This window comes from Saccharothrix longispora (genome assembly GCF_030852425.1).
In the GTDB taxonomy this organism is placed as follows: domain Bacteria; phylum Actinomycetota; class Actinomycetes; order Mycobacteriales; family Pseudonocardiaceae; genus Actinosynnema; species Actinosynnema longispora.
The window spans coordinates 134,833-159,914 of the sequence record NZ_NSDM01000003.1; the positions used below are offsets into that span (position 1 = coordinate 134,833).

Annotated in this window: 23 protein-coding genes; 10 read left to right on the forward strand and 13 right to left on the reverse strand. The window is 74.4% G+C overall.

All coding sequences use genetic code 11. The features are described from left to right. Positions 1-36 precede the first annotated feature (36 nt). Entirely contained in the window at positions 37-1,035 is a 999-nt protein-coding gene (locus CKY47_RS08555; RefSeq protein ID WP_306745130.1) for an AraC family transcriptional regulator, read from the reverse strand. A 72-nt stretch (positions 1,036-1,107) separates the two neighbouring features. Between CKY47_RS08555 and CKY47_RS08560 the strand changes: the two genes are divergently transcribed. Genes CKY47_RS08560 through CKY47_RS08570 form a run of 3 tightly spaced genes read left to right on the forward strand, consistent with a single transcriptional unit; the run spans position 1,108 to position 4,764 of the window. Beyond that, a complete protein-coding gene (locus tag CKY47_RS08560) occupies positions 1,108-2,502 on the forward strand; it encodes a flavin-containing monooxygenase (RefSeq protein ID WP_306745131.1) in 1,395 nt (464 codons plus the stop codon). Positions 2,503-2,507: 5 nt separating this feature from the next. Further along, complete coding sequence (locus CKY47_RS08565) at positions 2,508-4,175, forward strand: FAD-dependent oxidoreductase (RefSeq protein WP_306745132.1); 1,668 nt, start codon at positions 2,508-2,510, stop codon at positions 4,173-4,175. A gap of 7 nt (positions 4,176-4,182) precedes the next feature. Further along, on the forward strand, positions 4,183-4,764 hold the full coding sequence (locus CKY47_RS08570; protein WP_306745133.1) for an acetoacetate decarboxylase family protein: 582 nt from the start codon (positions 4,183-4,185) through the stop codon (positions 4,762-4,764). Positions 4,765-4,808: 44 nt separating this feature from the next. On the opposite strand, the gene CKY47_RS08575 is transcribed toward CKY47_RS08570, so the two are convergent. Both CKY47_RS08575 and CKY47_RS08580 read right to left on the reverse strand, forming a co-directional pair. After that, positions 4,809-4,988: a hypothetical protein gene (locus CKY47_RS08575; RefSeq protein ID WP_306745134.1), complete on the reverse strand. Its 180-nt coding sequence runs from the start codon at positions 4,986-4,988 to the stop codon at positions 4,809-4,811. A 74-nt stretch (positions 4,989-5,062) separates the two neighbouring features. After that, positions 5,063-5,332 carry a helix-turn-helix domain-containing protein gene (locus CKY47_RS08580; protein WP_306745135.1) on the reverse strand — a complete coding sequence of 90 codons (270 nt, stop codon included), beginning with the start codon at positions 5,330-5,332 and terminating at the stop codon, positions 5,063-5,065. Positions 5,333-5,419: 87 nt separating this feature from the next. Here CKY47_RS08580 and map point away from each other — a divergent pair, with 87 nt between their 5' ends. After that, positions 5,420-6,241 carry a type I methionyl aminopeptidase gene (gene map, locus CKY47_RS08585; protein ID WP_306745136.1) on the forward strand — a complete coding sequence of 274 codons (822 nt, stop codon included), beginning with the start codon at positions 5,420-5,422 and terminating at the stop codon, positions 6,239-6,241. Here the strand turns inward: map and CKY47_RS08590 are convergent. Further along, positions 6,238-7,242 (reverse strand): hypothetical protein, encoded by a 1,005-nt coding sequence (locus tag CKY47_RS08590; RefSeq protein ID WP_306745137.1) that lies wholly within the window; start codon positions 7,240-7,242, stop codon positions 6,238-6,240. The genes map and CKY47_RS08590 overlap by 4 nt on opposite strands. A gap of 63 nt (positions 7,243-7,305) precedes the next feature. Between CKY47_RS08590 and CKY47_RS08595 the strand changes: the two genes are divergently transcribed. Further along, a complete protein-coding gene (locus CKY47_RS08595; protein ID WP_306745138.1) occupies positions 7,306-7,776 on the forward strand; it encodes a MarR family winged helix-turn-helix transcriptional regulator in 471 nt (156 codons plus the stop codon). A 185-nt stretch (positions 7,777-7,961) separates the two neighbouring features. On the opposite strand, the gene CKY47_RS08600 is transcribed toward CKY47_RS08595, so the two are convergent. Beyond that, on the reverse strand, positions 7,962-9,167 hold the full coding sequence (locus CKY47_RS08600; protein ID WP_306745139.1) for a cysteine desulfurase-like protein: 1,206 nt from the start codon (positions 9,165-9,167) through the stop codon (positions 7,962-7,964). 175 nt (positions 9,168-9,342) lie between these two features. Here CKY47_RS08600 and CKY47_RS08605 point away from each other — a divergent pair, with 175 nt between their 5' ends. Further along, on the forward strand, positions 9,343-10,938 hold the full coding sequence (locus CKY47_RS08605) for a glycoside hydrolase family 64 protein (RefSeq protein ID WP_306745140.1): 1,596 nt from the start codon (positions 9,343-9,345) through the stop codon (positions 10,936-10,938). A 121-nt stretch (positions 10,939-11,059) separates the two neighbouring features. On the opposite strand, the gene CKY47_RS08610 is transcribed toward CKY47_RS08605, so the two are convergent. Together CKY47_RS08610 and CKY47_RS08615 are read right to left on the reverse strand one after the other, a co-directional pair. Beyond that, a complete protein-coding gene (locus CKY47_RS08610) occupies positions 11,060-11,497 on the reverse strand; it encodes a carboxymuconolactone decarboxylase family protein (RefSeq protein ID WP_306745141.1) in 438 nt (145 codons plus the stop codon). Positions 11,498-11,928: 431 nt separating this feature from the next. Continuing rightward, on the reverse strand, positions 11,929-13,236 hold the full coding sequence (locus CKY47_RS08615; protein ID WP_306745142.1) for an aminotransferase-like domain-containing protein: 1,308 nt from the start codon (positions 13,234-13,236) through the stop codon (positions 11,929-11,931). A gap of 83 nt (positions 13,237-13,319) precedes the next feature. Here CKY47_RS08615 and CKY47_RS08620 point away from each other — a divergent pair, with 83 nt between their 5' ends. Further along, positions 13,320-14,096, forward strand: coding sequence for an alpha/beta fold hydrolase (locus CKY47_RS08620; RefSeq protein ID WP_306745143.1), 777 nt, complete (start codon positions 13,320-13,322; stop codon positions 14,094-14,096). Between the two features lie 4 nt (positions 14,097-14,100). Here the strand turns inward: CKY47_RS08620 and CKY47_RS08625 are convergent, their stop codons facing one another. Together CKY47_RS08625 and CKY47_RS08630 are read right to left on the reverse strand one after the other, a co-directional pair. Beyond that, positions 14,101-15,138 carry a serine/threonine-protein kinase gene (locus tag CKY47_RS08625; protein WP_306745144.1) on the reverse strand — a complete coding sequence of 346 codons (1,038 nt, stop codon included), beginning with the start codon at positions 15,136-15,138 and terminating at the stop codon, positions 14,101-14,103. A 122-nt stretch (positions 15,139-15,260) separates the two neighbouring features. Next, entirely contained in the window at positions 15,261-16,208 is a 948-nt protein-coding gene (locus tag CKY47_RS08630) for a lysyl oxidase family protein (RefSeq protein ID WP_306745145.1), read from the reverse strand. A gap of 189 nt (positions 16,209-16,397) precedes the next feature. Between CKY47_RS08630 and wecB the strand changes: the two genes are divergently transcribed. After that, positions 16,398-17,600, forward strand: coding sequence for a non-hydrolyzing UDP-N-acetylglucosamine 2-epimerase (gene wecB, locus CKY47_RS08635; RefSeq protein WP_306745146.1), 1,203 nt, complete (start codon positions 16,398-16,400; stop codon positions 17,598-17,600). Here the strand turns inward: wecB and CKY47_RS08640 are convergent. Beyond that, the gene (locus CKY47_RS08640) at positions 17,518-18,828 is read right to left on the reverse strand and encodes an FAD-dependent oxidoreductase (protein ID WP_306745147.1); all 1,311 of its coding nucleotides are present in this window, start codon (positions 18,826-18,828) and stop codon (positions 17,518-17,520) included. The two genes, wecB and CKY47_RS08640, sit on opposite strands and share 83 nt — an antisense overlap. Further along, a complete protein-coding gene (locus tag CKY47_RS08645; RefSeq protein ID WP_306745148.1) occupies positions 18,828-19,655 on the reverse strand; it encodes a glycosyltransferase in 828 nt (275 codons plus the stop codon). The genes CKY47_RS08640 and CKY47_RS08645 overlap by 1 nt, the downstream gene beginning before the upstream one ends. 342 nt (positions 19,656-19,997) lie before the next feature. Here CKY47_RS08645 and CKY47_RS08650 point away from each other — a divergent pair, with 342 nt between their 5' ends. Together CKY47_RS08650 and CKY47_RS08655 are read left to right on the forward strand one after the other, a co-directional pair. Further along, positions 19,998-21,404: a sugar transferase gene (locus tag CKY47_RS08650; protein WP_306745149.1), complete on the forward strand. Its 1,407-nt coding sequence runs from the start codon at positions 19,998-20,000 to the stop codon at positions 21,402-21,404. Next, positions 21,386-22,936 carry a putative glycoside hydrolase family 15 protein gene (locus CKY47_RS08655; RefSeq protein ID WP_306745150.1) on the forward strand — a complete coding sequence of 517 codons (1,551 nt, stop codon included), beginning with the start codon at positions 21,386-21,388 and terminating at the stop codon, positions 22,934-22,936. Before CKY47_RS08650 ends, CKY47_RS08655 begins: the two co-directional genes overlap by 19 nt. On the opposite strand, the gene CKY47_RS08660 is transcribed toward CKY47_RS08655, so the two are convergent. Both CKY47_RS08660 and CKY47_RS08665 read right to left on the reverse strand, forming a co-directional pair. Beyond that, positions 22,903-24,003, reverse strand: coding sequence for a glycosyltransferase family 4 protein (locus tag CKY47_RS08660; RefSeq protein ID WP_306745151.1), 1,101 nt, complete (start codon positions 24,001-24,003; stop codon positions 22,903-22,905). The genes CKY47_RS08655 and CKY47_RS08660 overlap by 34 nt on opposite strands. Beyond that, on the reverse strand, positions 24,000-25,076 hold the full coding sequence (locus CKY47_RS08665; RefSeq protein ID WP_306745152.1) for a glycosyltransferase: 1,077 nt from the start codon (positions 25,074-25,076) through the stop codon (positions 24,000-24,002). The genes CKY47_RS08660 and CKY47_RS08665 overlap by 4 nt, the downstream gene beginning before the upstream one ends. Positions 25,077-25,082 lie beyond the last annotated feature (6 nt).

Here is a 25,082-nt window from a genome sequence, read left to right on the forward strand (position 1 = left end):
GCGGCCACGCCGTCGACCACCGCCGCGTCCGCCGCGCTACACCGCCCGCCGGCGGCGGCCGTAGTCGCCGGGGGTGGTGCCGCGCCAGCGCCGGAACGCGTGGATGAAGCTCGCCGACTCGGCGTAGCCCAGCTCCTCGGCGATGCGCTCGACGGACAGCGCGGTCGTGGTCAGCAGCACGTCGGCGCGCGCCGCGCGGGCCTCGTCGAGCAGCTCGTGGAAGCTGGTGCCCGACGCGGCGAGCCTGCGGCGCAGGGTGCGCGGGCTGACCGCCAGTTCCGCGGCGACCTCGACGGGTGACGCGGGCGACCGCTCCAGCCTGGCCCGCACGGTCCGCGCGGTGCCGTCCCGGTCCCGGCGGCGACCGGCGAGGTCGCGGCACTGCGCCTGGCACGCCGCGCTCGCCTCCGGGCTCGCCAGCGGCAGGGCGCGGCCGAGGAACGCGGCGTCGAACGACGAGGCGGTGCGTTCCGCGCCGAACACCGGCCGCACGCCGAAGTCGTAGCCCGAGGTGTCGGCGGGCTCGGCGAAGCGGAAGCCCACACCCAGCACCGGGACGCCGCCGGGCAGCAGGTCGTCGATCACGGTGTGGATCGCGGCGAGGTCGCGCTCGGCGAGGAACCGGGCGACGTCGACGGGCAGCGACCGGTCGTCCAGGGTGATGACGACCCGGTCGTCCTCGACCGACGCCTCCGGGTCGGTGAACGCGAAGCTCAGGTCGAGGTAGCGCAGCGCGGTGTCGACGGCGTCGTGCACGGTGGCGCAGCTGAGGAACGCGAACCCGAGCACGCCGAACGTCGTGGCGCGGTACCGGCGGCCGACCGCGACGCCGCTGTCCGGCAGCACCTCCACGAGGTTGCGCACCACCCGCAGCTCCTGGCGCGCCTCGACCTCCGCGCCCGGTTCGGCGAGGTGCGCGGCGGTCAGGCCGCTGCCCGCGAGCAGCCGGTCCGCCGGCACGCCGCGATCACCGCCGAAGCGCACCAGCAGGGCCGTGCCCGCGACACCGCGGCGGAAGTCCCACGGTTGGGCCATGGCCACGATTGTCAACTACGCGGCCCGTGATGTCCTGGTGCGTCCGGGGGGTTCTCCCTAGCGTCGGGGATCATGCGGGTGGTCGTCGTCGGCGCCGGGTTCAGCGGGATCGGGATGGCGCTCGCGCTGCGGCGCGCGGGTGTCGGCGACGTCGTCGTGCTGGAGCGCGCCGACGACGTGGGCGGGGTGTGGCGGGACAACACCTACCCGGGCGCGGCGTGCGACGTGCCCTCGTCGCTGTACTCGTTCTCCTTCGCGCGGCAGCGGTCCTGGCCGCGCCGGTACGCCCGGCAGCCGGACATCCTGGCCCACCTGCGCCGCCTGGCCGCACCGGTGCGCGACCTCGTCCGGACCGGGTGCGAGGTCGCGGGCGCGTCCCACGGCCCCGGCGGGTGGCGGGTGCGGCTGGTGGACGGGTCGGTCGTCGAGGCCGACGTGCTGATCAGCGCGGTCGGCCAGCTGTCGCGCCCGGCGGTGCCCGACCTGCCCGGCCGGTTCGGCGGCCCCGCCTTCCACAGCGCGCGCTGGAGGCACGACGTGGACCTGGCCGGGCGGCGGGTCGCGGTCATCGGCACAGGCGCGAGCGCGGTGCAGTTCGTGCCGCACCTGCGGCGCGTCGCCGCGCGCGTGGTGGTGTTCCAGCGGACCGCGCCGCACGTGCTGCCGAAACCGGACGCGGTCACGCGGTCGGCCCCGCTGCTCGGCGGACGGGTGGGCCGGCTCGGCACGTGGGTGGCGGGCGAGGCGTTGACGTTCGCGCTGACCCGCGGCCCGTGGTCGCGGTCGGTCGTGGAGGCGGCGACCGCGCTGCACCGGTTCCGGCGGGTGCGCGATCCCGTGCTGCGGGCCAGGCTCGCGCCCGGCACGCCGGCGGGCTGCCGGCGGCTGCTGTTCTCCAACGACTGGTACCCGGCGCTGACCTCGCCCGACGTGGACGTGGTGACCGAGCGGGTGACCGGTCTGGTCGAGGGCGGGGTGCGCACCGCCGACGGGGTGGTGCACGAGGCGGACGTGCTGGTCTACGGCACGGGGTTCGCGGCGACGGACTTCCTGGCGCCGATGGAGGTCCGGGGCGCCGGCGGGCGGCTGCTGTCCGACGAGTGGGCGGGCGGCGCGCGGGCGCACCTGGGCATCACCGTGCCGGGGTTCCCGAACCTGTTCCTGCTCTACGGGCCGAACACGAACCTCGGCGGCAACTCGGTGCTCACCATGGTCGAGGCGCAGATCCGGTACGTGGTGCGGGTGCTGCGGCACTTCGGCGGGCGGCCGGTGGAGGTGCGCCGCGAGGTGGCGGAGGCGTTCGACGCGGAGGTGCAGCGGCGGTTGCGGCACAGCGTGTGGACCCTGTGCCGCAACTGGTACCGCGACGGCGAGCGGGTGACCACGAACTGGCCCGGCCAGGTGGCCGAGTACCGGCTGCGCACCGCGCGGGCCGACCTCGCCGACCTGCGACCGGTGGGAGGGTGAGCGCGGTGGGCGACGAGGGGCCCGACTACGACGTGCTGGTGATCGGCTCGGGGTTCGGCGGCGCCACCTCGGCGTTGCGGCTGACCGAGAAGGGCTACCGGGTGGGCGTGCTGGAGGCCGGGCGGCGGTTCTCCGACGAGGACTTCGCGCGCACCTCGTGGCAGCTGCGGCGGTACCTGTTCGCGCCGTGGCTGCGCTGCTTCGGCATCCAGCGGGTCGACCTGCTGCGCGACGTGCTGGTGCTCAGCGGCGCGGGCGTCGGCGGCGGGTCCCTGGTGTACGCCAACACGCTGTGGGAACCGCCGGAGGCGTTCTACCGGGACCGGCAGTGGGCGCACGTCACCGACTGGCGGGCCGAGCTGGCGCCGCACTACGACCAGGCGTCCCGGATGCTCGGCGTGGTGCCGAACCCGCGCACGTCGGCCGCCGACCGCGTGCTGCGGGACGTGGCCCGGGACATGGGCGTCGGCGGCACGTACCGGCGCTCGCGCGTGGGCGTGCACTTCGGGCCGCCGGGCGACCCGTTCTTCGGCGGGCTCGGGCCGACGCGGTCGCCGTGCACGCACTGCGGCCAGTGCATGGTCGGCTGCCGGGTGGGCGCGAAGAACACGCTGGTCAAGAACTACCTGCACCTGGCGGAACTGGCGGGCGCGGTGGTGCACCCGCTGACCGCGGTGGTGGACGTGCGGCCGCGCGGCGACGGGTACGAGGTGACGGCGCGGCGCACCGGCTCGTGGCGGCGACGGCGGTTCACCGCCCGGCAGGTGGTGTTCGCGGCGGCGTCGCTGGGCACGCAGCGGCTGTTGCACCGGTTGCGGCGCACGAGCCTGCCGGGGATCTCGCCGCGCCTGGGGGCGCTGTGCCGCACCAACTCCGAGGCCGTGCTGGGCGTGCGCGTCCGGTCGTCCGAAGTGGACCACTCGGTCGGCGTGGCGATCACGTCGTCGTTCCACCCGGACGCGGACACGCACGTGGAACCGGTCCGCTACGGGCGGGGCAGCAACCTGATGGGGCTGCTGATGACCGTGCTCGTGGACGGCGGTCCGCGGCGGCTGCGGCGCGGCCTGGCGGAGCTGGCGCGCGGGTGGCGCGACCAGGGCCGGCTGCACGACCCGCGCCAGTGGTCGGAGCGGACGATCGCGCTGCTCGTCATGCAGGGCCTGGACAACTCGCTGACCACGGTGGAGCGGCGCGGCCCGCTCGGGCGGCGGGTGACGACCCGGCAGGGCGAGGGCGAGCCGAACCCGACGTGGCTGCCGGTGGGGCACGAGGTGGCGCGGCGGGTCGCGGCCCGGGTCGGCGGGGTCGCGCGCGGCTCGTGGGCCGACCTGGCGGACGTGCCGTTGACCGGTCACCTGATCGGTGGGTGCGTGATCGGCGACGCGCCGTCCACGGGTGTGGTCGACCCCTACCACCGGCTGTACGGTCATCCCGGGCTGCACGTGGTGGACGGGTCGACGATCCCGGCCAACCTCGGCGTGAACCCGGCGCTGACCATCACCGCGCTCGCCGAGCGGGCGATGGCGCTGTGGCCCAACGTGGGCGAGCCCGACCCGCGGCCCGCGATCGGCGAGGGGTACGTGCGGCTGGCGCCCGTGCCGCCGGTCTCGCCCGTGGTGCCGGACGACGCCCCCGGCGCGCCGGCCCCCGGAGATGTCGACCCCCGGAGATGAGGACGTGATGGTGGACTACCCGCCGGAACCGTGGGTGCTGCACGGCCGCGCGTGCGTGACGACGTGGCTGGTGCCCGCCTCGGCGCTGCCGGCCCTCCCCGTGCCGCCGCTGGTGGTGGGCGGGCGCGCGGTGGTCGGCACGGCGTTCGTCGAGTACGCGCCGCCGGGCATGGCGTACCGGGAACTGCTGGCGGCCGTGCTGGTGCGCCGGCTCGGTGTGTCGATCACGCACATCTGGGTGGACAGCGAGGCGTCCCGCGCGGGCGGGCGGGAGCTGTGGGGCATCCCGAAGGAGATGGCCGCGTTCCCGACGCGGTTCGACGCGGAGACGGCCGACGGTCCGATCGCCTCGGTGTCCTGCTCACCCGGTCGCGCGGGCCTGCGGTTGCCGGCGGGCGCCTCGACGTGGCAGTTCCTGGGCGGCGGGGTGGCGCGGACCCCGCTGCGCGCGACGGCCCGCGTCACGCCGGCGCGCGTCACCTGGGACATCCGGCCCGACGGACCACTGGGGTGGCTGGCGCCGCACCGCCCCGCGGCGAGCGTCGGGGTGAGCGGCCTGCGGCTGCGCTTCGGCCCCCGTCGCCGGTAGCCGACCCCGTCGGTGGCGCAACCCGTCGGTGGCCGACCGCCGGCTCAGTTGCTCCAGGTGTAGCCGTTCGTGCCGATGTCGCCGGTCCCGACCGAGTTGCTCCAGGTGTAGCCGTCCGTCGACGGGGCGCCGTCGGCGGACGGGGTGGCGGTGGCGGGTGGGGCGAGTGCCAGTGCCCCGAGCGCGAGCGCGAGGACCGGCAGCAACCGTGAGAGGCGTGTCATGACGCTTCCTTCCCCGATCCGGTGAGAACGCGGGCAGGCCCAGTGTGGCAGCGGCGGGGGTGTCGCGACAGCGGCTAGGAGGCGGCTTCCAGCCGCACGTCGCCGCCGCGCCAGGTGGCCGCCAACTCCTCGACCGGCATGCCGAGCGCCTCGCCCAGGCAGACGATCGTGCCGAACCCGGGGGACGGCAGCCGCCCGGTCTCGATCTTGCGCAGCGTCTCCGGCGAGATGCCGGCCGCGTGCGCGACTTCCGCCAGTTCGCGTCCCGCGCGCGCCTGGCGCAGCAGGGCGCCCAGGCGCCTGCCGGCTTCGACCTGCTCGGGCGTGAGCGGTTGGCGGACCATGCGCCCAGGATAGGGTTGGTATAGTTATACCGGCAAGTGCTACGGTTTCGGTATAACTATACCAACCCTTGTGACGCGAGGTAGTTCGTGATCGAGCTCAAGACGCCCGACGAGATCCGACTCATGCACACGACCGGGCGTTTCGTCGCCGAGGTGCTCACCGAGGTCGGCCGGCTCGCCGACGTGGGCGTCAACCTGATGGACCTGGAGCACCACGTCCGCGGCATGATCGAGCGGCGCGGGGCGGAGTCGTGCTACTGGGACTACGCGCCGTCCTTCGGGCGCGGCCCGTTCCGCAACGTCATCTGCCTGTCCGTCAACGACGCCGTCCTGCACGGCCTCCCCCACGACTACACCCTGCGCGACGGGGACGTGCTCAGCGCGGACATCGCGGTCAGCATCGACGGCTGGGCCGCCGACTCGGCGCGCACGGTCGTCGTCGGCACCCCCGCCGAGGAGGACCTGCGGATCATCCGCGCCACCGAGGAAGCGCTGGAGGCGGCGATCGAGGCGGCACGCCCCGGCAACCGCCTGGGCGACATCTCGGCGGCCATCTGGGCGGTGGCCCGCGAGTACGGCTACCCGGTCAACACCGAGTTCGGCGGCCACGGCATCGGCCGCACCATGCACGAGGACCTCCACGTCCCCAACAAGGGCCAGGCGGGCCGCGGCATGAAGCTCCGGCCGGGGCTGACCCTCGCCCTCGAACCCTGGTTCGCGCGCACGACCGACCGCATCGCCTACGACCCCGACGGCTGGACCATCCGGTCCGCCGACGGCTCGCGCACCGCCCACTCCGAGCACACGGTCGCCATCACCGAGGACGGCCCCCTGGTGCTCACCCGGCGCGAGGCGGAGGTCCCCGCGACGCGGACCGCCGCCGGCCGGCCGGCCGCGGACAACCCCTAGCCCCGTCGACGGGCGCCGGCGCGGACCAGCCGCAGCGGCGCCCAGACCAGCAGGGCCAGCACCGCCACGAGCAGGTACTCGATCGCCGGGATGCGCACCACCTCGTCGACCTTCCCGAACCCCCGCCACGAGTACACGCACGCCGCCGCCACGACGACCGAGCCGGCGATCCACCACCGGGTCGCCGCGCTCAGGCCCACGCCGTGCATCTGGGTGATCACGAAGACGCCGACGAACCCGAACAGGAACATCGGCCAGGCGCCGCCCGGCCCGGAGTTCATCACGGCCACCAGCGCGCCGTGCACGGCGACCATGACCTCCAGCCCGAGCGTCCACCACCTGTTCGTGTGGGCCGCGGTGAACATCAGGCTGCTCTGGAACAACAGCAGGAACATGTAGAAGAACCCGACCAGGTGACCGCTGCTGCTCTCCACCGGGTGGTACCAGAACGTGTAGACGACGGCCCAGCTGAACAGGTAGCCGTGGTAGCGCCGCGCGAACGCCACGACGTCGGCCGAGATCGGCGCCCGCCGCCCGAAGAACAGGCCGCGCCTGCGGTTCTCCATCAGCAGCACGGCCACCAGCAGCAGCACGACCGAACCCTGGGAGCTGAAGATCGACACGTCCTGCGCGAGGCCGTCGTAGAACACCTGCGTCTGCGCGGCGTGCAGGCCGATGAAGCCGGCGTTGGCGGCGAGCGCGACGACGTTCACCGGGTGGAGGCCGGTCGTGTACCGGCGCACGCGGGTCTGCGCGTGGTGGATGAGGCCCCACGACACGACCTGGTGCGCGGCGTACCCGAGCCACGCCGACGCGCGCGTCCGGAACGTCGGGTCGGGGAGCTTCCAGTAGTACCAGGAGGCGCCCTGGTCGGGCAGCAGGTCGACGCCGTGCAGCCGTTGCCCGAGCAGCCACACCACACCGGTGAGGACCGCGCTCGCGGCCACCCCGATCAGCGGCAGGCGGGTCCGTCCGCGCACGTCGTCCAGCACGCCGGTCATCATGCCAAATGTTCAGCAAGCTGAACAATCACCTGTCCGCACGCACTCTGCGAAGATGGCCTGATGGGCAGAGGCGACGAGCGGGAGGTGGCGCACCGGACAGACCGGGTGCGCGCCGACGTCGCCTCCTGGCCGACCGGCCGACTGCTGTCGGTGGCCGCGCGGGTGGTGGAGAGCCGGTTCGACGAGGTGCTGGCCGGTCTCGGCCTGACCCACGCGGGCCTGATCGCGCTGCACCACCTCGCCGACGGCCCGCTCGCGCAGCGCCAGCTGGCGGGTCTGTGCAAGGTGACCGACCAGACCATGAGCCGCACCATCGAGCGCCTGGACCGCGCGGGCCACGTGGCCCGCGCCGCCGACGTCCGCGACCGCCGCCGCGTGCTGGTCGAGATCACCGAGGCCGGGCGCGAGGTCCTGGCCTCGGCCCGCCGCGAGGAGCAGGAGTCCGAGTCGCTGCTGGGCGCGGTGGACGACTACGACCACTTCCGGCACCAGCTGATCACCCTGATCGCCGCGGCGGCCCGCACCCCCTGACACCCGCGCGGTCACGACCGCGTCCGCCACCAGCCCGGTTCGCAGGCGGCGAACCGCTCCACCCCGGCGGGGCGCTCGGCGGCCCTGCCGATGGCGATGCGGTCCGGCGCGACCGCCCGCCTGCCACCCGGGTCGCGGGACGTCGCACCGTTCGGCCCGTGGGAGGTGGACCCGTGGACGGCGGACTAGGCCGTTCGCAGGAACCGGCCGAGGCCGTCGAGCAGGCGGGCCACGTCGTCGTCGGACGAGTACGGGGCCAGGCCGACGCGCAGCCCTCCCCCGTCGCCCAGGCCGAGCCACCGGGACGCCTCGATCGCGTAGAACGACCCGGCGGGCGCGTTGACGCCCAGCCCGGCCAGGAAGTGGTGGGCGTCGGCCGCGGACCGGTCGGCGAACGTGACGAGCAGCGTGGGCGTGCGACGCCCGGCGCGCGAGTGGACGGTCACGCCCGGCAGCGCGGCCAGCCCGTCCTCCACGGCCGTCCGCAGCCGCTCCTCGTGGGCCTCCGCCGCGGTGAACGACCGGGCGATCCTGGTGCGACGGTCCCCTTCGGACGGCACGAGCCCGGCGATCACGTCGACCGCCGCCGTGCAGCCGGCCAGCAGCTCGTAGGGCAGCGTGCCGAACTCGAACCGCTCGGGCACGGCGTCCGTCGACGGCAGCAGCTTGTCCGGCCGCAGGCCCTCCAGCAGCTCCGGGCGCGCCGCCAGCACGCCGATGTGCGGGCCGAAGAACTTGTACGGCGAGCAGGTGAAGAGGTCCGCGCCGATCTCCTCGACGTCGACGAACGCGTGTGCGGCCAGGTGCACACCGTCCACGGCGAACAGCGCGTCGCCGTCGTGCGCCAGCGCGCCGATCGCCTTGAGGTCGGGCCGGGTGCCGATCAGGTTGGACGCGCCGGTCACCGCGACCAGCCGGGTGCGCGGCGACAGCACGGCGGCCACGTCGTCGGGCGTCAGCTCGCCGGTGCGCGGGTCGAACGCGGCGAACCGGGCGCGCGCGCCGACGGCCTCGGCCGCCTGCACCCAGGGCCGCACGTTGGCGTCGTGGTCCAGGCGCGTCACCACGACCTCGTCACCGGGGCCCCACCCCTTGGCCAGCGTGCGGGCGAAGTCGTAGGTCAGCTGCGTCATCGAGCGTCCGAAGACGATCCCCGAGGGCGACGCGCCCACCAGGTCGGCCAGTGCCCGACGCGCCTCGCGCACGATCACGTCGGACGCGCGTTCGGCGTCGGTGACCGTGCCGCGCACGGACAGCGGGGAGGTCATGGCGGTGCGCACCGCGTCGGCCACGGCGGCGGGCACCTGGGACCCGCCGGGGCCGTCGAAGTGGGCGGTTCCGGCGGCGAGCGAGGGGAACCGGGCACGCACGGCGTCGACGTCGTAGGTCATGCCGTCCACTCTGCACGGCGCCTCCCGGTATTGACAGGGCTCGCTTCTGCGCACAACCATGGAAGCGCTCTCACGAAGCGGTCTGGACCAGTTGTCCGCGACCGCGGGAGCGGAGACCGCCCGGCCGCCCTGAACCGGCCGGGGTCTGCCGACTGCCCCCTGCACGAGGAGTCACATGCGCACTCGGACGAAGTGGTTGAGCGCGCTCGCCGCTCTGGCGGCGACCGCGTCGGCGGCGATCGCGATCGCACCGGCACAGGCGATCGGCCCCGACCTGCTGCCGCTGACCGTCACCAACGACAGCGGCCGCCCCGAGGCCGTGCACCTGTACGTCCTGGGCACCGACATCCGCGCCGGCCGGCTCGGGTACGTCAACCAGGCCGGCGGGTTCACGCCGTGGTCGCCGGGCGGCAACCCGCCCACGCCCGCGCCGGACGTGTCCATCGCGGGCCCCGGCCCCGGCGGCAGCGTCACGCTGCGCGTACCCCGGTTCATCTCCGGCCGCGTCTACATGTCGTTCGGCGAGAAGCTGAGGTTCTCCCTCACGCCCGACGGCCTGGTGCAGCCCGCGCCGTGGGCGTCCGGCGACCCGAACAGCGGCATCCTGTTCGACTGGAGCGAGTTCACCTACAACGACGACGGCCTGTGGCTCAACAGCTCCCAGGTGGACATGTTCGCCGTGCCGCACGCGGTGTCGGTGACCGGCGCGAGCGGCGCCACCAGGAAGACCGGTGAGCTCAAGCCCGGCGGGCGGGACGCCATCATCAGCGGCATCCGCGGCCAGGGGGGCTGGGGCGGGTCGGTCATGTCCCGCCCGGACGGCACGGTGCTGCGGGTGCTCGCGCCGGGCAAGGCCGCCGACGTGGGCCTGTTCGACCGCAACTACCTCGACTCGTACATCACGCAGGCGTGGAACGCGTACACGTCCAGGACGCTCACCGTGCAGCCGTTCGGCGACCGCCCGGACGTGAAGTACTTCGGCCGCACCTCCGGCACCACCATGGACTTCACGAACACCGCCGGGCAGCGGGTGGCGTCGTTCGCGAAGCCGTCCACGGCGGACGTGTGGGGCTGCGACGGCGCGCTGCACGCGCCCAACGACCAGGTGGTCGGCCCGATCGCCCGCACCCTGTGCGCCGCGCTGCACCGCTCCACGCTCGGCCGGATCGACACCCAGCCCGGCGGCGGGCCCGCCGACTTCTACCAGGGCGCGATCACCAACCACTACTCGCGGCTGGTGCACCGGAACATGGTGGACGGCGAGGCGTACGGGTTCGCGTTCGACGACGTGCAGGCGCAGGAGTCCCTGGTGCACGACGGCGATCCGCGCTCGGCCGGGATCACGCTGAACCCGTTCACCGGTGGCGGCGGCACCACTCCCCCGCCCGCCGGCGGCGGCATCGTCAGCGACTGGCACGGCAAGTGCGTCGACGTGCCGAACGGGAACTTCGCCGACGGGCAGCGCCTGGCCGTGCGGGACTGCACGGGCGGCGCCGGCCAGGCGTTCGAGTTCACCGGCGGCACGATCCGCACGCGGAACGACAAGTGCGTGGACGTGGCGTGGGGTTCGACGGCCAACGGCGCGGCCGTGCAGCTCGCCACGTGCTCCGGCAACCCGGCGCAGCAGTTCGTCCTGACCGCCGCGGGCGACCTGGTGAACCCGCAGGCGGGCAAGTGCGTGGACATCGCGGAGTGGAACCCGGCCAACGGCGCGGTCCTGCACATGTGGGACTGCGTCGGCGGCGCGAACCAGAAGTGGCGCCGCGCCTGATCCGAGGCGCTCCACCGACGAGAGTCCGACACCCAGGACTCGAGGGTCGTACCTCCGGGAGCCCTGGGTTCTTCGCTCGCGAGTGAAGAACCCAGGGCTCCCGAGCGTTGGACTCCCGGGGTCAGCCGGCCTTGCGCAGGGCGACCCTCGGGAAGTCCAGCGGCACGGACAGCGCGACGTCGACGTAGTTCGTGAAGAGGTTGAGCGCGACGTGCGCCACCAGCTCCACGACCTCCTCGTCGTCGAAACCGGCGGCGCGCAGCGCTTCCACGTCGGCGTCGGTCACCTGCGCGCGGTCCTCGACGAGCTTGGCCGCGAAGCCGAGCGCGGCGGCGGTGCGCGGGTCGTGCGAGTGGCCGGCCCGGGCCTGGCCCATGTCCTCCGCGGACACGCCCGCCTTGCGCCCCAGGGCGGTGTGGGCGGCCAGGCAGTACTCGCAGCTGTTGCGGTCGGCCACGAGGACGGCGACCTGCTCGCCCAGCTTCGCCCCCAGGCACCCGCCGCCGAGGGCGCCGAAGCCCGCCCACATCATCGTGAGGGCGGCGGGCGAGTTCGCCACCGCCTCACCGAGGCCGGTGAGGCCGTGGCGGACCGCACGAGCGCGTGGCCCGACTTCCTGAGCCGGGCCGTCGAGAGCTTCGACGACGCGGAGCAGGCGGCCATGCTGCTCCTGCTGGTCAAGCTGATCCGCACGCTCCAGCTCAACGGCGACATCCCGCCGCAGCGCACCTGCGTGACGTGCCGCCACTTCCGACCGCGCGTCCACGAGGACCCCGCGAACCCCCACCACTGCGCCTACCTGGACGCGCCGTTCGGCGACCGGCACCTGCGCCTGGACTGCCCGAGCAGGCCGACGCCGACCCCGGGCAGCAGCAACGGGCGTGGGAGCGCTTCACCTCCGCGACGCCGGCCTGACCACCCGAGCCGCGAACGCACGACACGCGGTGCGCGAACGCACGACACGCCGGGCGCGAACGCACGACACGCGGGTCAGTCGGGGAACTCGTCCTCCGGGGCGCCGCGGGCGAGCGCGGCCAGGGTGGTCAGGGCGGGGACGAGGGTGTCCTCGTCGGTGGAGGCCAGGGCCAGGCGCACCGCGTTCGGGGCGTGCCCCGGCACGACGGCGAACGCGGCGGCGGGGGTGATCGCGATCCCCCGCCGGCTCGCGGCGGCGGTGAACGTCTCGGCCCGCCACCCCTCCGGCAGGCGCCACCAGCAGTGGAACGCGCCGGGGTCGCCCCGCACCTCGAAGCCGGCCAGGTGGGTGCGGGCGAGGAGCTGGCGCTCCCGGGCGAGCGCGCGCTTGCGGTCCACGACGGCGCGCACGGTCCCGTCCGCCAGCCAGCGGCCCGCCGCGGCCAGCGCGAAGTGCCCCGCCGCCCAACCGCCGGAGCGCGCGGTGGCGGCCACCCGGTCCACCAGGTGCCCGGGCGGCACGACGAACCCCAGGGTCAGGCCCGGCGCCAACCGCTTGGACAGGCTGTCGACGACGGTGGTGCGCTCCGGCGCGAGCGGCGGCAGGTCGGGGCCCAGGAACGCGTAGACGGCGTCCTCGACCACCTGCACGTCCAGGTCGCGCACGACCTCGGCCAGCTCGGCGCGCCGAGCCGGCGGCACGGTCGTGCCGAGCGGGTTGTGCAGGACCGGCTGGAGGTAGGCGGCGCGCACGTCGGCCGCCCGCAGCGCGTCCGGCAGGACACCCGCGTCGTCCACGGCCAGCGGCACGAGCGTGATGCCCAAGCGGGCCGCGAGGGCCTTCACCACGGGGTACGTGACCGCCTCCACGCCGAGGCGCCCGCCCACCGGCACGAGTGCGGCCACGGCGGCGGCGATGGCCTGGCGACCGTTGCCGGTGAACAGCACCTGTCGCGGGTCGGGCGCCCAGCCTCCCCGCGCCAGCAGCGCGGCGGTCGCGGCCCGCACCTCGGGGGTCCCGGCGACGCCGACCGGGGTCGTCGCGGCGACCAGGCCGTCGTCGACGAGACCGCGCAGGGCGGGCGCGAGCAGCTCGGTCTGGTCGGGCAGCAGGCAGAAGTTGAACTCCAGGTCGACGCGCGCCCCGCCCGGTTCGGGGAGCGCGGGCTCGGCCGGTCGGGCGCTGCGGACGAACGTGCCGCGCCCGACCTCACCGGTGGTCAGGCCGCGCCGGGCCAGCTCGCCGTAGACGCGGGCGGCGGTGGACGCGGCGATGCCGTGCCGTCGGGCGAAGCGCCGCTGGGGCGGCAACCGGTCACCCGGCTCGAGCCTGCCCGCCGCGATGTCGGCGGCGATCCGGTCGGCGATCACCCGGTGGTCCACGCGCACCTCATTGCACCGAGAGCATTGTTTTGATTGCACCGCGATGATCGCGTTTCCTAGGCTCCTCGTCAAAGGGGGCGCACATGGTGAACGCGTACGACGACGAGGGCGACGGCCCGCCGCTGCTGCTGGTCCACGGACACCCGTTCGACCGCTCGATGTGGTGGCCGCAGCTCGACCACTTCCGCGACAGGTACCGGGTCGTCGTCCCCGACCTGCGCGGGTACGGCGAAGCGGCGGGCGCGTCGGGCACCACGCCGCTGCCCGCCTTCGCCGACGACCTGGTCGCGCTGCTCGACCGCCTCGCGATCGACCGGGCGGTGGTATGGGGCCTGTCGATGGGCGGCCAGATCACCATGGAATTGCACCGATCGCACCCGGAGCGCGTGCGGGCACTGGTGCTCGCCGACACCACCCACGAAGCCGACGAACCGGCCGCCGCACGGGCCAGGCACGAGACGGCCGACCGCGTCGAGCGCGAGGGCATCGGTCCGTACGCCGAGGAGCTGATGCGGAGGATGATCTCCCCGAGGACGGCGGTCGAGCAGCCGGACGTGGCCGACCACGTGCGGCGGATGATGCGCGGCGCGCCACCCGCGGGCGCGGCGGCGGCCCTGCGCGGCCGGGCCGCCCGACCGGACTACACGCCCTCGCTGGCCTCGGCGCGGGTGCCCGTCCTGGTCGTCGTCGGTGAGGAGGACGAGTTCACCCCGGTCGCCACGGCCCGCCGGCTGCACGGGACCGTGCCCGGCTCGGCGCTCGCCGTGGTCCCGCGCGCGGGGCACCTGCCCAACCTCGAACAACCGGCGCTGTTCAACCGGGTCGTCGAGGAGTTCCTGGCCGGCCTGCCCGACCGCTGACGCGCTACCGCGTGGCGCGGATGGCGTCGATCGGCACCGGGGCGCCGGGCTCGACCGGTTCGCGGCCGACCTGCCGGTCCACCCGCTGCCCGCCGGGTCCCTCGACCCGGTCCGCCACCGCCCACGCCCCACCCACCAGGCACACCACCGCCGCACCGGCGATCATCAGCTTGGTGCGCGCCTTCGGCACGGCCGGCAGGACGTCCGTGCGCGCCTCGGCGGGGTGCGCGGCGGGTCGGGGCCGCCTGCGCAGCTGGGCCACGCACTGGGCCGCCGTCGGCCGGCGGTGCGGCGACAGCGACGTCATCGCGGTGAGCAGGCGGTGCACGTCGGGAGGCAGGTTCGGCGGCACGACGGGGGGCCGGCGCAGCCTCGCGACCGCCGCCTCCACCCGGTTGCCCTGGTACTCGCGCCGCCCGGTCAGGCACTCCAGCAGCACCAGCCCGAGCGCGTAGACGTCGGCGGGCGGCCCGACCTCCTCGCCCCGCACCTGCTCCGGCGCCAGGTAGGAGGCCGTGCCGATGACCTGCCCGTGGTTCGTGAGCTGCGTCGACCAGGCCGAGCGGGCCAGGCCGAAGTCGGCGAGGTGGGGCGCGCCGGACGCGTCGAGCAGGATGTTCGACGGCTTGACGTCCCGGTGCACGACACCGCGCTCGTGCACGTGCGCCAGCGCGTCGGCCAGCCGGGCGCCCATCCGCCTCACCTGCCCCGTCGGCACCGGGCCCTTGGCCAGCCGGTCGCGCAGCGTGCAGCCCTCGACCAGCTGGAGCACCACGTACGAGGTGCGCCCGCACATGCCCGCGTCGTACACCGACACCAGGCCGGGGTGCGACAGGGCGGCCATCGTCCGCACCTCGTGGTCGAACCGGGTGCTCGCGACCCCGCCGGCCGCGTCGTCCTGCGCGTCGAACAGCTTCACCGCGACGTAGCGGCGCAGCAGCAGGTCCCACCCACGGTGCACCTCGGCCATGCCACCGGTGCCGAGCTTGCCCGCCAACCGGTACCGACCGGCGAGCACCCGGTCCTCGGTGGACAGCGACACGGCTTCGCCCTTCCCGTCGCGGTGCGGTCGCGCCGGGGTTCCCGGTGTCCCGGCGGGCAAACCGGAACGCCACCCCGGGCCGTTCACCGACACCCGACCGTGATCACGGTGACCACCGACGGTCACCCTCGGTGAGCACAGCGCTCCTGGCCAGGACAGCTGCGCACGACCGTGACCAGCGGTGGAGCGGTGATCTCGGCGGGGGCCCGCTCGGCGCCACCCGGCCAGCGCAGGGTGATCGCCACGGACGAGGCGTTGTTGTCGTACGACTTCTCCACCAGCGTGCGGTCGCTGTTGACCACGTTGACCACGTCGTAGGTACCCGACGGCACGCCGGTCAGGTCGAGCCACTGGAAGTCGACGGTGTGCTTGTAGTCGTCGCCGTAGCCCACCGAGATGCCCTCGGCGACCTCCAGCGCCTCCGGCGCGTGGTGACCGCAGCGGTTCAGCCGCAGGTAGCCGGCCAGCCTGCCCTCCGGGGTGGTCCGGCCGACCGGGCGCCGCGCCGGCTCGTCGCCGACCTCGTAGCGGTCGCCCAGGCAGAAGCCGGTCTTGCGGTCGACCACGACGGCGTCGCCGGCGGGGGTGCGGAGCTGGAAGTGCTCGAAGCCGAGCAGGTGCCAGTGCGTGTGGGCCGGCGCGGGCTCGTAGTAGAGGGTCGCGGGCACGCGGTGCTGCGCCGCGGCGTACGAGCCGGGGATCGATCCGTCCACAGCGGACTGGAACGCCTGTCGCGCGGTCATCGTCGGTTCCGCCGCACTACCGCGACTGCCGTAGATCAGCAACGGGCCGTCCCCGATGTTGTCCGCCGATGTGGTGAACCTGAGCCGCACGGCGCGACCGGGTTCGCCGTGCCCCAGGCACTCCCCGTTCGGGGCGTCCGGGTCGGCGACCACGCACACGTCCCAGTCCGCGCACCGCGCCGGGTCGCCGGAGAAACCCCCCGGGCAGCCGACGGGCGCCTGTCTCAGGTCGGGCAGCAGGACCGAGTCCACGGCCTGCGCGTTCGACGGCCCCACGACCGCCGCCACCAGCACCGCCGTGGCGGACAGGGCCGCATACCTGCGCACGATCTCTCCCAGTGGTTCCGAGTGCACCGAATGGTCCACCCGGAACCTAATGAGGTACCCGGTCGGAAACCGAATCACGCAGCGGAAGTTCACTCGATCGATTGAGCCGCAAGGAAAATCGGCCACCGGGACCCTAACCTTCTCCGCGTTCGCGCGCCGGGTGCGCGCGCAGACGTCCGCGAACCGGAGGTGGGTCCGATCGACGCAAGAGCTCTCGGCACGGTGACGATGGTGTGCGGCACGAGGCCGGAGCTGATCAAGCTGGCGCCCCTGATCCGCGTGATCGGCGCCCGCGCGACCGTCGTCTACACGGGACAGCACTACGACACCGCGATGTACCACCGCATCCGCCGCGACATCGGCAGCCCGGGCCGGTTCCACGAGCTGGCGGTCGGCGGCGCGCGGCGCGGCACGCAGCTCGGCTCGGCCGTGGCGGCGGTGGACGAGTTGCTGGCCGAGCACCCGACCACGGCGGTGGTCGTGCAGGGCGACACGACGTCCGCGCTCGCCGGCGCGCTGGCCGCCAACGCCAACGACGTGCCGCTGGTGCACGTCGAGGCGGGCCTGCGCAGCTACGACCGGGCGATGCCCGAGGAGCACAACCGGGTGGCGATCGACCACCTCGCCGACCTGTGCTGCGCGCCGACCGAGCTGAACCGCGCCAACCTGCTGCACGAGGGCGTGCCGGACGAGCGCATCGCGATCACCGGGAACACGGTGGTCGAGGCGCTGGCGACCGCGTTGCCGCACCACGACGAGGAGGCCGTGGTGCTGGCCTCGCACGAGCTGCGCCAGGACGGGTACGTGCTGGCCACGATCCACCGGCCGGAGAACGTGGACGACCCGGCGAACCTGGAGACGATCCTGCGCGAGCTGAGCAGGCTGCCGCTGCCGGTGGTCCTGCCGCTGCACCCGCGCACGGCCAAGCGCGTGGCGGGCTTCGGCCTGACCGGCCTGCTGGCGAACCTGAAGGTGGTCGAGCCGCAGGCGTACCCGGCGTTCCTGGCGCTGGCCCGGTGCGCCGCCGTCGTCGTCTCCGACTCGGGCGGCATCCAGGAGGAGGTCAGCGTCCTCAAGCGACCGGTGGTCGTGGTCCGGCGCAGCACCGAGCGCCCGGAGATCGAGGGCACGTTCGGCACCCTCGTGCCGCCGGGCCAACGGGTGCGCACCGAGGTGCTGCGCTGGCTGGACGACGTGCCCGGCCACCGGGAGCGCCTGGGGCGCATCCCCTCCCCGTACGGCAGCGGCTCGCCGTCCGCTGTGATCGCCGACGCGCTGCGGCAGCTGGTCCGCGGCGAGCCGCCCGTGCTCACCCCGGAACGGGTTGTGGTTCCCCCACCAGCGTCCCGACCACGTGGTTCGCGAGTCCCACACTCGAATTCCAGCTCGTGACGTCCGGGTAGACGTGGGCGGTGGTCGCCAGCACCAGCGGGGTGCCGGCGACCACCACCGGGGGCTTGCGCGCCAGGTAGCCCAGGGGGTGCACCGGCTCGACGTACGGGGCCTTGAACACGCGCACGTCGTCCACGTCGGCCCGGTTGAGGTCGGGGTGCAGGCCGAGCAGCTGCGAGGTCCAGCGCGAGGCGATCGCGGCGTCGTCCTCGCGGAACAGCGCCGACCCGCGGTCGGTGTAGTGCATGGCGTACACCAGGTGCCGCCCGCCGTAGGGCTCCACGCCCGCGAGCGGCGTCATCTCGACCACGCCGTCGAACTCCGTGCCGGAGCCGACCACGGGCGTCCAGTAGTGCCCGGACAGGGGGCGCTTGAGGAAGAACAGCGCGTTGACCACGCCCTGGTAGGGCAGCTCGACGTCGGGCAGGCGCGCGGCCAGGTCGTCGTCGGCGAGCTGCCGCAGCAGCGGCAGGGGCAGCGTGGACACCGCGCGGTCGGCGGTCACCACGTCCCCCGCCAGCTCCAGCCGCACGCCGTCGCCCACGCCGATCCGCCGCACGGGCGCGTCCAGCCGCACCTCGCCGCCACCGGCCTCGATCGACGCCCGCAGCGCGTCGATCACCGCCCGGTAGCCGCCGGCGGGGTACCCCCGCACCGCCACGGCCCCGTCGCGCCCGAGCCGCTGCCACAGGTACAGGGCGGGCACGTCGCCGAAGCGCGCGCCGAACTTCGCACCGAACAGGGGCGCGAGCAGCAGCTCCCACACCCGGTCGCCGTACAGGCCGCGCAGCCAGTCCTCGGTGCGCGTGCCGTCCAGGTCCTTGCCCTGGCCGAGCCGGCGCAGCAGGAGCGACACGACGCCGAACCTCACCCGGTCGGGCAGCCCCAACGGGGTGAACCTGAGCAGGTCCCAGGCGTTGTTGAACGGGTAGCCGCGCCCGTTGACGACCATGCCCATCCGGGTGCGCCGCCACGCGACGGCGTCGCGCAGGCCCAGTTCGCCGAGCAGGCCGAGCAGGTGGTCGTCGGACGGCATCACGCAGTGGTAGAAGCGCTCCACCCACCGGTCGCGCCACGGGAAGAACGTGCCCAGCCCGCCGAGCTGGTCGCTGCCCTCCAGCAGGGTGACGCGGGCGCCGGCCCGCACCAGGCGGTGCGCGGTGGCCAGTCCGCAGATGCCGCCGCCGACCACCGCCACGTGCAGGCCGCCCACACCCCGGGCCGCCATCACAGCGCCCGGTACGGCGCGGGCGAGAGCCGGTCGCGGACCAGCAGCTTCAGGTACTGACCGACCGTCCGCGCGATCCGGATCTTGCTCGGACCGCCCTTGCGGTCGTAGCGCAGCACGAGCGGCACCTCGGTGACGACCGGGCGGCAGTGGCGCAGCTTGAGCAGCAGTTCCACCATGCAGGCGAAGCCGCGCTCCTCGATCAGGCGCTCGCCCCAGTGGTCGGCGGCCCGCGCGAGCAGGCTCACCCGGTAGGCGCGGAAGCCGCTGGTGAAGTCGCGGACGCCCTCGACCCGCAGCACCCGGCGGAACAGCACGGCGGCGCCGCGCGAGAGCAGCCGGCGCGCGGCGGGCGCGGTCGTGTCGTCGCCGCCCGCGACGAACCGGGAGCAGATCACGACGTCCGCGCCGGCCGCGAGCTCGCGCTCCATCCGCCGGATCAGGGCCGGGTCGTGGGTGTCGTCGGCGTCCATCACGACCACGACGTCGGCCTCGTCGGCCTCGGCCAGCACGGCGCGCAGTCCGGACTGGACGGCCTGGCCGAGGCCGAGGTTGACGTCGTGTCGGACGAGCCGGACGTCCAGGCCGGGCACGCCGGCCTTGGCGACGTCGGCGGTGGTGTCGGAGGACCCGTCGTCGACGACCCAGGCGGTGAGCCGCTCGGTGCGGGCGACCTCCGCGAGCCGGGTCAGCAGGGGCGGGAGCGAGACCGCCTCGTTGTAGGCGGGCAGCACGACGTGGGCTCGGGCACGGGTGCGCTCGTCGTCGGAAAAGGCTGGTCCGCCCTGTTCCGACGTGCCGCGCACGCCGCCTTCGTCGACGATCAAGAGGCCCCATTTCACTGGATCACGGATGGCGGGCCAGAATTATTCGCCTGCGCACGCCGGCGGGATTCACCCACCCCGAGTCCCCACGGTGGCACAGCAGGGCGAATTTAACGGGTTACACACCCGCGATGATCACCAGTAAGGGGAACAGCGTTGACCGAAAGAGTGAATTAACCCCGACAGTCAGCACCGAATATGCACCGAGTAAGCAGAATTCCCCGTTCGGACGTTCTCGGACGGGTGACAATTATCGACTTCATGGTGGAGAGGACGTCGTCCGATGTGGTGTGGCGTGGACGGGACGCCCTCGGGGCGCGGCAAGGGCGGTCCGAGGTGAACGGCGTGGGCTCGGCGACCACCTCGCCGCCGGTGTCGCGGTGGCGGCACCCGAGGCCCCGCGAGGTGTCGTGGCGGGACGCGCTCCGACGGGTGAACGCGGTGGCCGTGCTGCTGGTCGCGGTCGACGCGGGCGTCGTGGCGCTGGTGTGCGCCCGGCAACCGCCGGGGTGGCGGGCGACCGCGCTGGTGGCCGTGGCGCTGCTGGGCGCGCGCGGCGCGTGCAGGCTGTACCGGCGGCGGCTGTGGCTGTCCTGGTTCCACGACCTGCCGCGCTCGGCGGGGGCGACGGCGCTGGCGTTCGCCCTGGTCACGTGCCTCGACCTGGTCGCGGGCGCACCGCCGGCCGACACCCGGGCCGCGCAGTGGTCGGTGCTCGCGTTCGCCGCGCTGAGCGAACCGGCCCGGCTGGCGGTGTTCGCCTTCGGCCGCTGGGCCCGGCGGCGGTTCGACCGGTGCGACCGGACCATCGTGGTGGGCACGGACAAGGTCGGCGTGGACCTGGTCGGCTCGATGCTGGCGCATCCCGAGTTCGGCCTGCGCCCGGTCGGGTTCATCGACCCCGAACCCGTGCTCGACCGGGCCGCGCTGCCCGTGGCACTGCTCGACGAGGACCTCGCCGACGCGATCACCCGGCTCGGGGTGGGCACCGTGGTCCTCGCGTTCTCCCGGACCCGCGAGTCGTACGTGGTCGACTCCGCCATCGCCGCGCACCGGCTCGGCTGCACCACGCTCGTCGTGCCCCGGATGTTCGAGCTCCACCAGGACGGGCCCGACATCGAGCGGCTGCGCAGCTACCCGCTGATGCGCCTGGGCACCGCGCCGACCAGCAGGCCCACCTGGTGGGTCAAGCGCACGATGGACGTGCTGCTGGCGGCGGTGGCGCTGGTCGTGCTGTCGCCGGTCATCGCGGCGTGCGCGCTCGCGGTGCTGCTGGAGAGCGGGCGGCCGGTGATCTTCCGCCAGGTCCGCGTCGGCATGGATGACCACCCGTTCGTGCTTTACAAGCTGCGCAGCGTGAGGATGAACGGCAACGACGATTCCCAAGTCACCTGGTCGGTTGTCGGAGACCGCCGGGTCGGACCAGTCGGACGATTCCTGCGTCGCAGTTCCCTGGACGAACTGCCACAACTGTGGAACATCATCCGGGGCGACATGTCCATCGTCGGACCACGCCCCGAGAGGCCGGGTTTCGTGCGCGAGTTCTCCGCGATCCACGAGCTATACTGGGCCCGTCACCGCGTTCCCACGGGATTGACCGGGCTCGCGCAGGTGCACGGTTTGAGGGGGGACACCTCTATTGTCGACAGGTCGCGCTACGACAACTACTACATAGCCAACTGGTCGTTGTGGCTGGACGTCAAAATCCTGTTGCAGACGGTGGGTGAGCTGTTGTGCCGAAGGGATCGCTGACCTCGCGGATCATGGGCCTGCTGTGCTCCGCGCTCCTGCTGCTGACCTCGGCGGCTTGCACGTTCGGGTCCGCCACGGGCCAACCCGGCACGCGCGGCGAGGTGCCGGGTGACGTGCTGGCGCCGCCGCCGAAACCGCTCGCGCCGTGCGCCTGGTGGTACGGCATCGGCGAGCCGCCGTCCTCGATGGAGATCAGGTTCGCCGCGCTGCACTACGACCTGGTGGTGCTCAACGCGACCGAGACCCTGGCGCTGCGCCGGCTCAAGAGGCTCAACCCGAAGGTGAAGGTGCTGGTCTACAAGGACTTGTCCAGCACCCGCAACTACCCCGGCGCGGTGATCGGCGACGTCGACGCGCCGTTGCTGCCCAGCGGGCTCGGGTACGTGAAGACCCAGCGCGACCAACCGCACTGGTTCGCGGTCGACACCACCGACGCGCGCATCGAGTGGAACGGCTACCCGAAGCACTGGCAGATGACGGTGTGGGACCCGGCCTACCAGAAGGCGTGGACGGACGCCGTCACCGCCGAGGTGGTGCGCGAGGGGTGGGACGGCGTGCTGGCGGACAACGACTTCGCCTCGCTGAGGTACTACTCGACCGCCCTGCTGAAGGGCACCACGACCGCCGTCGAGACCGACCGGGTGATCCGCGAGGGCCTCGACGCGTTCCTGTCGACGGCGGGCGAGGCGCTGCACAAGGCCGGGAAGATGCTCATCCCGAACGTGTCCGAGTCGCACCTGACGGCCGGTCGGTGGTCGGCGCACTCCCGGTACGACGGGGCGATGGAGGAGAACTTCGGGCTGCGCGACAGCGGCACCGGCGAGCTGCTCACGTTCAAGGGCAACGAGTTCAAGGAGCTGCGCGCCCAGGCCGCTCTCGGCGAGTCGTGGCTGCTGCTGGTCACGCACGTGAAGGGCGCGCGCGAGGAGCGGGTCGGCTACGCCACGGCGGCGCTGCTCGCGAGCCCGCACACGTGCTGGAACGGGGCGTCCACGGCGGACTACCGCCACCCGGACTGGTCGCCGTACCAGGAGGTCCCGCTGGGCGAGGCGACGGAGACCGCGAACCGCCTGCTCAACGGGGCCTGGGACCGCCGGTTCACGGGCGGGTACGTGGCCGTCAACCCGACCGCCACGACCGCCGAGGTCAACCCGCCGGAGGGATACCTGAACGTGGACACGGACCGGCCGGTGCCGAGCACGATCGAACTGGCGGCCGGTGACGCGGTGGTGCTGGTCAAGCCCTCGGGGCAGGACACGTCCGCTCCGGCCACGACGCCCACGCCGACCACGTTCACCCCGACCACGACCGCCATCACCACACCCGGGACGACCACCCAGCGACCGACCACCACGCCGACCACGCCGGAACCCACCACACCGGACCCCACCGCGTCCGAACCCGCCGCGCCGGAACCCACCACGCCGGCCGGCCCGACGACCACCGCCACGCCACCGGCCCCGGTGGTGCCGGGAGCACCACCGCCTGCGGCGAGGTATCAGGTCGTCGGCCGCCCGGTCAGCGACCGGTAGAGGTCCAGGTGGCGGCGGGCGCAGGCGCGCGGGGTGAAGCGCTCCCCCGCCCGCTCGGCCAGCAGGCGGCCGGTGCGGGCCGGGTCGCGGTCGGCGAACACCGCGCGCAGGCGGGCGGCCAGGTCGGCCACGTCCCCCGGCACGGCCAGGTGGCCCGCGCCGCCCAGCATGTCGGCCACCCCGCCCGTGTCGGTGGCCACCACCGGCTTGCCCGCCGCCATCGCCTCGGCCACCACCAGCGGCTGCTGTTCCATCGTGGACGGCAGCACCAGGGCGTCGTGGTGCCGCAGCAGCTCCGGCACGTCCGGGCGGAAGCCCAGGAACCGGACGCGGTCGCCCAGCGCCCGCGCAGACCGCTCGGCCAGGGCGCGCTGCGGGCCGTCGCCGACCACGGTCAGCGTGGCGTCGGCGGGCATCACGCCGGGCAGCGCCAGGGCGTCCAGCAGCGTGGTCAACCCCTTGCGCTCCACCAGCAACCCGACGAACACCAGCCGCCGCACCGGCCCCGCCGGCGGGTGCACGTGCGCCGGCTCCACGCAGTTGTCGATGTGCGCCAACCGCACCCCCGGCACGCGCAGCCGGGAGCTCAGGAAGCGGCCCATCGCCGGTGCGGGCACGACGGTCCGGTGCACGGCCCGCGCGACGAGCGCGTCCGCCGCCAGCACGGTCCGCGTGTACGCCGACGGCGCGACCGCCCCGGGCACGCCCCGGAACCACTCCTCGCCCACGTCGTCGGGCACGCCGTGGTAGGTCTGCACCACCCGGTGGCTCAGCCGCAGCCCGGCGCCGACGAGCCCGGCCCGCCGGTCCTGCGCGTGCACCACGTCGGGCCGCCACGCCGCCACCACCGCCCGCGCACGCCGCCCGGCCCGCAGGTCGCCCTTCGCCGCGACCTCGACCGGCTCGTGGTGCCCGTGCAGCACCTCGGCGCCGCGCCGGGGCACCGGCCCGAACACCCGCACCTCCGCCTCGCCGGAGTCCAGCAGCGCCCGGGCCAGCCGCACGGTCACGTCGACCGGCCCGCCGCTGTCCTGGGTGAGCACGTACGCGACCCGCAACGGCCTCACCGGCCACCTCCCGGCGCGATCTTCTCCACCACCGTCGCCACCTGCTCCGCCACCTGCCGCCGGTCGAACAGCAGCTCGACCCGCCGCCGCCCCCGCACGCCCTCGCGGCGGGCGAGGGCCGGGTCCGCCAACCGGCGCGCGACGGCGGCGGCCAGCGCGGGGACGTCCCCGGCGGGCAGCACCGCGCCCGCGTCGCCGACGCCCTGCCGCACCCCGCTCACGTCGAACGCGACCACGGACCGGCCGCACGCCATCGCCTCCAGCGGCACCAGCGCCATCCCCTCGGCCCGTGACGGCACCACGACGACGTCCGCCGCCGCGTAGAAGTCGGCCACCGCGTCGGCGTGCCCCCACCACCGCACGGACGGGTCGGCGCACCCGGAGCGCCACCGCCGCCCCATCGGCCCGTCGCCCACGAGCACGAGCCGCGCGCCGGGCACGGCCGCGCGCACGGCGGGCCACGCCGCGAGCAGCTGGTCCTGCCCCTTCAGCGGTGCGAGCCTGCCGACGCACACCGCCGTGGGCGCCTCGGGCAGCCCCAGCCGCAGCCGCGCGGCCCTGCGGTCGGCCGGGTGCAGCCGCTCGGTGTCGACGCCGTTGCACACGACCTCGGCCGGCCCGCCGACCCCCGCGTCCCGCCCGGTGCGCAGCTCGTCGTCGCTCACGCACACCAGCTGGTGCGTCCAGCGCGCCGCCCACCGCTCCCAGGCCAGCGACAGCCGCCCGACGAGCCCGGTGGCGGTCTGGAACGACCACAGGTGCGGCTGGAACAGCGTCGGCCGCCGCCCGCGCAGCACGAGCCGCCCCACCAGGCCCGCCTTGGAGCTGTGCAGGTGCACGACGTCCGGGTCGAGGCGGCGCAGCAGCGCCCGCAACCGCACCCACTCCGCGACCGCGGACGGCCCGGGACCGCGGACGGCACGCCACTCGCGCACGTCGACCCCCGCTGCCCGGGCTCGGTCGGCGAGCGGCCCCGGCGGGCACACCACCGCCACCGCCCACCCCGCCGAGCACTGCGCCACCGCCAGCTCCAGCACCACCGCGGCGACGCCGGCCGTCACGGGTTGGCTCACGTGCAC

Bases quoted from the DNA above. Each gene is read 5' to 3' on its own strand.
- CKY47_RS08555 (WP_306745130.1), bottom strand. From the start codon at position 1,035: ATGGCCCAACCGTGGGACTTCCGCCGCGGTGTCGCGGGCACGGCCCTG.
- CKY47_RS08560 (WP_306745131.1), top strand. From the start codon at position 1,108: ATGCGGGTGGTCGTCGTCGGCGCCGGGTTCAGCGGGATCGGGATGGCG.
- CKY47_RS08570 (WP_306745133.1), top strand. From the start codon at position 4,183: ATGGTGGACTACCCGCCGGAACCGTGGGTGCTGCACGGCCGCGCGTGC.
- CKY47_RS08575 (WP_306745134.1), bottom strand. From the start codon at position 4,988: ATGACACGCCTCTCACGGTTGCTGCCGGTCCTCGCGCTCGCGCTCGGG.
- CKY47_RS08580 (WP_306745135.1), bottom strand. From the start codon at position 5,332: ATGGTCCGCCAACCGCTCACGCCCGAGCAGGTCGAAGCCGGCAGGCGC.
- CKY47_RS08590 (WP_306745137.1), bottom strand. From the start codon at position 7,242: ATGACCGGCGTGCTGGACGACGTGCGCGGACGGACCCGCCTGCCGCTG.
- CKY47_RS08595 (WP_306745138.1), top strand. From the start codon at position 7,306: ATGGGCAGAGGCGACGAGCGGGAGGTGGCGCACCGGACAGACCGGGTG.
- CKY47_RS08600 (WP_306745139.1), bottom strand. From the start codon at position 9,167: ATGACCTACGACGTCGACGCCGTGCGTGCCCGGTTCCCCTCGCTCGCC.
- CKY47_RS08605 (WP_306745140.1), top strand. From the start codon at position 9,343: ATGCGCACTCGGACGAAGTGGTTGAGCGCGCTCGCCGCTCTGGCGGCG.
- CKY47_RS08620 (WP_306745143.1), top strand. From the start codon at position 13,320: ATGGTGAACGCGTACGACGACGAGGGCGACGGCCCGCCGCTGCTGCTG.
- CKY47_RS08640 (WP_306745147.1), bottom strand. From the start codon at position 18,828: ATGGCGGCCCGGGGTGTGGGCGGCCTGCACGTGGCGGTGGTCGGCGGC.